At 59.0% G+C, this 7,063-nt stretch carries 5 protein-coding genes and 2 pseudogenes; 6 read left to right on the top strand and 1 reads right to left on the bottom strand.

What is annotated here, in order from left to right:
• The 5 genes from HV744_RS25155 to HV744_RS25135 all read left to right on the top strand — a co-directional run.
• Positions 1–199 (top strand): ATP-binding protein (locus HV744_RS25155; protein WP_246279190.1); only part of this gene is annotated, 199 nt, incomplete at its 5' end.
• Between the two features lie 1,293 nt (positions 200–1,492).
• Complete coding sequence (locus HV744_RS25150) at positions 1,493–2,914, top strand: basic amino acid/polyamine antiporter (protein WP_175152090.1); 1,422 nt, start codon at positions 1,493–1,495, stop codon at positions 2,912–2,914.
• Between the two features lie 50 nt (positions 2,915–2,964).
• Positions 2,965–4,224: an arginine deiminase gene (arcA, locus tag HV744_RS25145; protein ID WP_175152078.1), complete on the top strand. Its 1,260-nt coding sequence runs from the start codon at positions 2,965–2,967 to the stop codon at positions 4,222–4,224.
• 135 nt (positions 4,225–4,359) lie between these two features.
• Positions 4,360–5,193 carry a Na+/H+ antiporter NhaC family protein gene (locus HV744_RS25140; protein WP_175152077.1) on the top strand — a complete coding sequence of 278 codons (834 nt, stop codon included), beginning with the start codon at positions 4,360–4,362 and terminating at the stop codon, positions 5,191–5,193.
• A gap of 499 nt (positions 5,194–5,692) precedes the next feature.
• Entirely contained in the window at positions 5,693–6,034 is a 342-nt protein-coding gene (locus HV744_RS25135) for an RcnB family protein (protein ID WP_175152076.1), read from the top strand.
• Between the two features lie 70 nt (positions 6,035–6,104).
• Here the strand turns inward: HV744_RS25135 and HV744_RS37600 are convergent.
• Positions 6,105–6,269, bottom strand: a pseudogene (locus HV744_RS37600) (IS6 family transposase); the annotation flags it as partial.
• Positions 6,270–6,436: 167 nt separating this feature from the next.
• On the opposite strand from HV744_RS37600, the pseudogene HV744_RS25125 reads away from it, so the two are divergent.
• Positions 6,437–6,924, top strand: a pseudogene (locus HV744_RS25125) (helix-turn-helix transcriptional regulator); the annotation flags it as partial.
• Between the last annotated feature and the right edge of the window lie 139 nt (positions 6,925–7,063).

Below are 7,063 nucleotides of genomic sequence, written 5' to 3'. Positions count from 1 at the left end.
CATCCCGGCTGAATCGCTGGACGCGGTGTTCGAGCCGTTCTACCGGCTGGAGACATCGCGCAACCGGCATACGGGCGGGACGGGGCTCGGCCTCGCGATCGCACGGCAGCTTGCGCTGGCGATGGATGCGACGCTGACGCTGCATAACCGCGCGGGCGGTGGGCTGGAAGCGAGGCTGACGTTGAGGAAGCTACTTTAAACGTGGGTCTCTAACGCGGTGGCTGGGGCGCGACTACTCGAAAGACGAAAGACGCCGGCGGGCATTCCAATGCAGCGATTTGAATGTCAGCATTGGCTTGTGGATTCAGCCGATTGAAGCCGCCACCAGATGAGACGCCCCTATCTGACCACACACCTTCGATGCTACGCGGGAATCAGCGAGTCGCATAGAAGCAGGAGATAGGGCGCCGATTCGAGATTCATTTGCTCGGGGATCAGTAGTCCGCTTTCACAATAGTCGTTTTCGACAGAGCTCAAGTGCCCCGAATCGTTGGAGAACAACGGTACTTCAAGTGACCGGTATTTATCAGACTCGCTCAGATCGCAAAAGGCTGCTTCGAACACCAGACCACTACCGAGCCCCTTCGTCGATATTCCTGGTACGCACTCGGGCGCGGCCATTGATAGAGCAGCTGTTGCAACCGCATTTGCAGAACTCGACGATCTTCGCATTGGCGAACTGCGCCAATTGAGCGCAGTATAGGAGACTGCGTAGGTTCTCTACGTCATGCTCGATGCACTTGAATACAGTCAATTCAAGTACAAGGAAGCGAATCCTCTATGACAAAGCTTCGGCGAGTGCGGTCCTCTTTGTCGATGTTCGCTATCAGTTGCAATCGGGAAATCTCTATCTCGCCACCAATGCGGTTACGTATCCGAGATCCGCCGGGTTGTTACAGTTCAGAAAGAAGCCCCATGACCTCACCGAAGGGCAAATAGCATTGCTTCACAAATCGCGGCCGATCTGAATCACCCACTTTGATTTAACAATTCCAGTTGCGCGCCATGCCACACGTGCATCTCTTAAATCCGCATCGGGTGCCTTGGCTCTTTTCAGCCGGCGTTTGACCGGGCGGCGCGACGCACTCGTCACTATCGATACCTCATATCGATTGTCAAAGGCCGAACTGAAGAGGTCGAATTATCGATTCTCCAGCAAGCTCTTCCGATTCTCCGCAGCGAACAAATTGGCCCAGCTAACAATTGGCTTAGTTTGCTTTGCCGAACTAACAAAGGCACGCTAGCCATGCGTTAGCGTAACGTTGTTGTCATGCGTTTGCCGATGCAGGGTAGATACCGGTAATGGCATGTCGCGCGCGGTGGCCGTTTTATTAGTTGCCGATCATTTGACAAAAGCCTGCGGACGTACCATTCTTTTTGAGGTGGCGGTTGCAGAGTAGTACGGCCAGGCCGGTCACGATGAGCTGTGAAAGACACGTTACGTTCGGATCTAATTACAACCCTGGTTAAAACGGTAATTAAAGGAATCCGAATGGCGTCCACAGCACAAAAAATGTCAAAGATGCAGCTCACCGCGATGGTGGTGGGCGGGATGGTCGGAGCGGGGATTTTCTCCTTACCTCGAACTTTCGCAAATGCCACCGGGCCGCTGGGCGCCGTCATTGCGTGGCTGATTGCCGGCACCGGGATGTACATGCTGGCGCGGGTGTTCCAGTCTCTCGCCGAGCGAAAGCCCGAAATGGACGCCGGTGTGTTTGCCTACGCGAGGGCGGGCTTCGGCGACTACCCCGGTTTCCTCTCCGCCTTCGGCTACTGGATTGGTAGCTGCATCGGCAACGTTTCCTACTGGGTGCTGATCAAGTCGACGCTCGGTGCCTTCTTCCCTGTTTTTGGCGACGGTAACACGGTCGTGGCAATCGTCGTCGCTTCGATCGGGATATGGTTATTCCACTTCATGATCCTGAAGGGCGTGCAGCAGGCGGCGTTTATCAACAGCGTCGTCACGGTGGCCAAGATTGTGCCGATCCTGGTGTTCATCGTGATCCTGATCTTTGCATTCAGGATGAACCTGTTCCGCGCGAACCTCTACGGCGGAGACCTGACGGGTAATATCTTCGAGCAGGTGCGCGCGACCATGCTGGTCACGGTGTTCGTGTTCATCGGGATCGAGGGGGCGAGCGTGTATTCGCGTTATGCGAAGGAGCGTGCCGACGTCGGCCGCGCCACGATCCTGGGCTTCATCGGCGTGACCGCGCTGATGGTGCTCGTGACGATGCTCCCTTACGCGGTGCTGCAGCGCGCGGACATCGCGGGCATGCGCCAGCCTTCGATGGCGGCCGTGCTCGAGGCGGTGGTCGGACACTGGGGCGCGATTTTCGTGAGCCTGGGTCTGATCGTTTCCGTGCTCGGCGCCTATCTGGCCTGGTCGCTGATCTGTGCTGAAGTGCTGTTTGCTGCGGCGAATACTAAAGACATGCCGACGGTGTTCGCGAAGGAAAACGCCAACAAGGTACCCGCCAACGCATTGTGGCTGACCAACGTCATCGTGCAGCTGCTGGTTATCAGCACTTATTTTTCGCGGGACGCGTTCGCGCTGATGCTCAATCTCACCAGCGCCATGTCGTTGATTCCGTACCTGTTCGTGGCAGCTTACGGTTTCATGGTTTCCAGACGTGGTGAGACCTATGAGCTGCGCCCTGAGGAACGCACTCGGGATCTGATCATCGCCAGCATCGCCGGGATCTACACGATCTTCATGATCTTTGCGGGCGGTCTGAAATTCATCCTGCTTTCCGCCGTGCTGTATGCGCCTGGAACGGCGCTCTACATCTGGGCCCGGCGTGAGCAGGGCAAGACGGTCTTCATTACCCCGGACTGGGTCATCTTCATCGTTGCCGTCATCGGCGCGGTCATCGGCATCTATGCCCTCGCGACAGGAATGATCACGCTCTAATGACACCAGGTTGAACACAGCCGGTCAATGCCGGCATTCAGGAGATCATCATGGCGAGTACAGATGCGAAAGCGGAAGAGTTTGGTGTCTATTCCGAAGTCGGGCAACTGCGCAAGGTGATGGTGTGCGCGCCCGGAGTGGCACATACGCGGCTGACCCCGAGCAATTGCGATGAACTGCTGTTCGACGACGTTCTATGGGTCGAGAACGCCAAGCGCGACCACTTCGACTTCGTCACCAAGATGCGCGACCGCGGCGTCGAGGTGCTGGAAATGCACAACCTGCTGGCGGAAACCGTGGCGGTGCCCGAAGGCAAGAAATGGATCCTCGATAATCAGGTGGTTCCAAATCAGGTCGGGCTGGGTTTTATCGATGAACTGAGGAGCTTTCTGGAGGGGCTGGAAAATCGTAAGCTGGCCGAAACGCTGATCGGCGGGCTGTCGACCCACGATTTCCCGGAGTCGCATGGCGGCAAGGCGCTGGAGATCGCGCGCGAAGCAGCAGGGACCACCGAGTACCTGCTGCCGCCGCTGCCGAACACGCTATACACGCGCGACACGACCTGCTGGATCTACGGCGGAGTGACGCTGAACCCGCTGTACTGGCCGGCGCGCCATGAGGAGACGATTCTGACGACGGCGATCTACAAGTTTCACCCGGACTTCGCGGGCAAGGTCAACGTGTGGTGGGGCGATCCGACCGAGGATCACGGCTTGGCGACGCTCGAAGGCGGCGACGTGATGCCGATCGGCAAAGGAGTTGTGCTCATCGGCATGAGCGAGCGGACCTCACGCCAGGCGATCAGCCAGTTGGCGGCGACGCTGTTCAAGAAGGGCGCGGCCGAGCGGGTGATTGTGGCGGCCATGCCGAAGATTCGCGCGGCGATGCACCTCGACACGGTGTTCACTTTCGCCGACCGCGACTGCGTACTGCTTGCGCCCGACTTCATGAACAAGACGCGCACCTTCTCGTACCGGCCGAGCAGCCACCCGAGCGGTGTGGAACTGCACCGGGAGGACAAGCCGTTTGTCGACGTGGTGGCCGAAGCGCTGGGGCTCAAGAAGCTGCGTGTGGTGGAAGCGGGCGGCAGCGATTATCAGCGCGAGCGCACGCAGTGGGATAGCGGCGCGAACCTGGTGTGTGCGGCGCCGGGGGTGGTCTATGCATACGACCGCAACACCTACACGAACACCCTGCTGCGCAAGCAGGGCATCGAGGTGGTGACGATCGTCGGCGCGGAACTCGGCCGTGGGCGTGGCGGTGGCCATTGCATGACCTGTCCGGTCGTGCGCGATCCGGTGGACTACTAATCCAGCGAATGACCGGCGCAGCGTTGCCTGCTCGCCAAGGTTGCGGCGAGCGGCGACGCGCTCGCGACAGAACCGGACTTCACTGAAACGGTAGCGGGTTGATTACAGTTGGTGCGGATACGGTGACAAGCTCAAATGACCAGGCCCGAATCACCTCAACCGGTCACGCTGACCGAGGCGATCATCCCTGTTGCCAGCCTGATCGTGCTGGTGGGCCTGTCGTATTTTCTGTTTGGCGACGCCGGTGCAGGCGGCCCGAACCAGGTGGGCCTGGTCGTCGCGACCATGATCGCGGTGTTTATCGGCTGGCGTCGCGGGCACTCGCTGACGTCTCTGCGCGAAGCCGCGGTCGCGAGTGTCGGTACGGGGATCGGCGCGATCTTCATTCTGCTTGCCGTCGGCGCGCTCATCGGCACCTGGGCGCTCAGCGGCACGCTCGTGGCGATGGTCTATTACGGCCTCAAGCTTCTCAGTCCCAACTACTTCTACCTGACCGCGGCCGCTATTTGCGCGTTCGTTTCGGTCAGTATCGGCAGCTCGTGGACGGTGGCCGGCACGATCGGCATCGGCCTGATAGGCATTGCGCAAGGCATTGCGCAAGGCATGGGGCTGAGCCCCGCAATCGCGGCCGGCGCAATCATCTCTGGCGCATATTTCGGCGACAAGTCTTCGCCGCTTTCCGACTCCGCCAATCTTGCCGCTGCGGCGTCCGGCGCCGAGTTGTATCGGCACCTGCGTGAAACGTTCCTGACGTCGGTTGTGTCGATGGCGGTCACGCTCGCGTTGTTTTACATCCTTGGCCGGCCCGGCGATTTCGATGCCAGCGCCGAGATCGCCGCGATGCGGGGCGCGTTCCACATTTCGCTCTGGCTGTTTCTGCCGCTCCTCCTCGTCATCGTGCTGGCGATCTTCAAAATGCCACCGTTCACGGCGATCTTTCTCGGGGCCCCACCACAGCGGGACGACTGAGTGCTGGTGCCAGCGGAGGTTCTGCGTCCGATCGCTATGTAGCCCGGTTGGCGTTAGCGATTTTTCATTTGAATCAGTTTCGGCAAACAGGTGCAGCGGGGAATTCCTGATCTTGCGGCGAATATGCTGCGGTCGCGCAGCCCGGCTTGAAGTCGAACAGCCTTTTACTATACTCTGAACGACTACGAGTAAAACCTGAAATATCATTGCTTGCTAGATGGTTTCAGGAAATTGCATTCGGTATATCTGCCGTCGAGTGCAATGAACTTCGAGTCAATCAATTTGCCAACGGCGTCGTTGCCGGAAACGGGAAGTCTTCGAACCTTGGCATTGCATAACCATGCAGCAGATCCATGGCATGAATGTGGGTGTCGTAACGATGTGCGGTTAACTTCACACGAGTCAGGCAGTTCGTGAAGATGAGCTGACATTGTGACGTCGAAAAGGCATTGAACGTTGCGACGCCCTAACCTTTCTTTCACAGCAGGGAGGTTTGATCATGAACAAGCGGATTATCGTGCAGCTCGTCGCCCTTTCGTTTTCCGGCGTTTCCCTCGTCACCATCGCGGCAGGGCCGCCACCGGATGAAGGCGGGGCGCAGATGGCCAACCCGGGAACGGGCCGCCAGCAGGTCATGCCGTCGATTCCACATCGGGACTGGCACAAGGGGCAACGCGTTCCCGCCGAGTACCGTAACTACAACTTCATAATGAATGACTGGCAGGGTCATGGACTCAAGGCGCCGCCGCGGGGACAAAAATGGTTAGGGGTCAACGGAGACTACGTGCTGGTGTCGACCAGCAACTGGACCATCGCTAACATCGTCGCCGGAACACCCTGACGCGGCGTGAGCGAGCGTGTCGATGCTGTGCCGTAAAGGGAGTCGTGCCGCACGTGCAGCTTGTGCACGAATGCTGCCGGATCGGGCCGAAGCACGAGAGAAAAGCCAGCGTGCGCTTGCTGTTGCGAAATCCCCGTATTCGCCGCTCATAGCCACGCGCAGGTTGATGGCTATTCCCGGCCCGATCGTTCGCTGGATTTTCAGCCTTGGCGAATACGTGCCTGAGATTTGCCAATCCAACAAGGCATCTGCGCGAGCGGAGATCACACGATTCAAAAAGACGCTGTCTTCCAGGCCGACCCGAACGTTGCTACCCGTGATCGCGCCCATCGTCGCGAACGACAAACGCCGGCATCCCGCACCGGGAATCGAAAAGTGATAATTCTCGCGGCCGAACAGACGGCACCCGCGCACGCCGATATTTATCCCGAGTATCTGGGTGTCCGTGTTACTTCGATCAGCCGCAATGCGAGCTTCACTACGACAGCGGCATCCTCGAGCAGAAGCGTCAACTCGCGCACCGGTTGACGGCCACGCTATTGCAGGAAACGTGCGACAGGCTCATCGGCCAGGCGAAGACTTCCGTCGGCGTTTCCGGCGAGGTGTATCAGGTGCTGCTGCGCAAACCCGGCGAGTTTCCGGATATGGAAGTAGTCGCGGACGCGTTGTCGATGAGGAGCCGAGCGCTGCGGCGACGGTTGGAAAGCGAAGGCACTTCGTTCGTGGCGATTGTCGATGATGTACGCTGTTCGCTCGCGACCGAATACCTGAAGACCACCAGGATGAGCACCAAAGACATTGCGATGCTGCTGGGATTCAGCGACCCGGCGAACTTTCGGCGGGCGTTAAAACGCTGGACCGCGAAGGGGCCAGGCGAACTGCGTCGCTAGCATTGACGCAGTACACGCTCGAGCGGAGCATGCGAACAACGTGGCGCTGGTCCATGCGCCGGATCCGGAGATGAGGCGATTCGTCGATGTGGCTACGGCGGGGTTGTCGGCATTTCAGAGTGCAGAGGCGGCGCGTCGT

The sequence above is a fragment of the Paraburkholderia ultramafica genome, from assembly GCF_902859915.1.
Classification (GTDB): domain Bacteria; phylum Pseudomonadota; class Gammaproteobacteria; order Burkholderiales; family Burkholderiaceae; genus Paraburkholderia; species Paraburkholderia ultramafica.
This window is presented reverse-complemented; position numbering and strand designations above follow the sequence as displayed.

What these genes read in the sequence shown, in the direction of transcription:
- HV744_RS25135 (WP_175152076.1), top strand. Translation starts at nt 5,693, where the DNA reads ATGAACAAGCGGATTATCGTGCAGCTCGTCGCCCTTTCGTTTTCCGGC.
- arcA (WP_175152078.1), top strand. Translation starts at nt 2,965, where the DNA reads ATGGCGAGTACAGATGCGAAAGCGGAAGAGTTTGGTGTCTATTCCGAA.
- HV744_RS25140 (WP_175152077.1), top strand. Translation starts at nt 4,360, where the DNA reads ATGACCAGGCCCGAATCACCTCAACCGGTCACGCTGACCGAGGCGATC.
- HV744_RS25150 (WP_175152090.1), top strand. Translation starts at nt 1,493, where the DNA reads ATGGCGTCCACAGCACAAAAAATGTCAAAGATGCAGCTCACCGCGATG.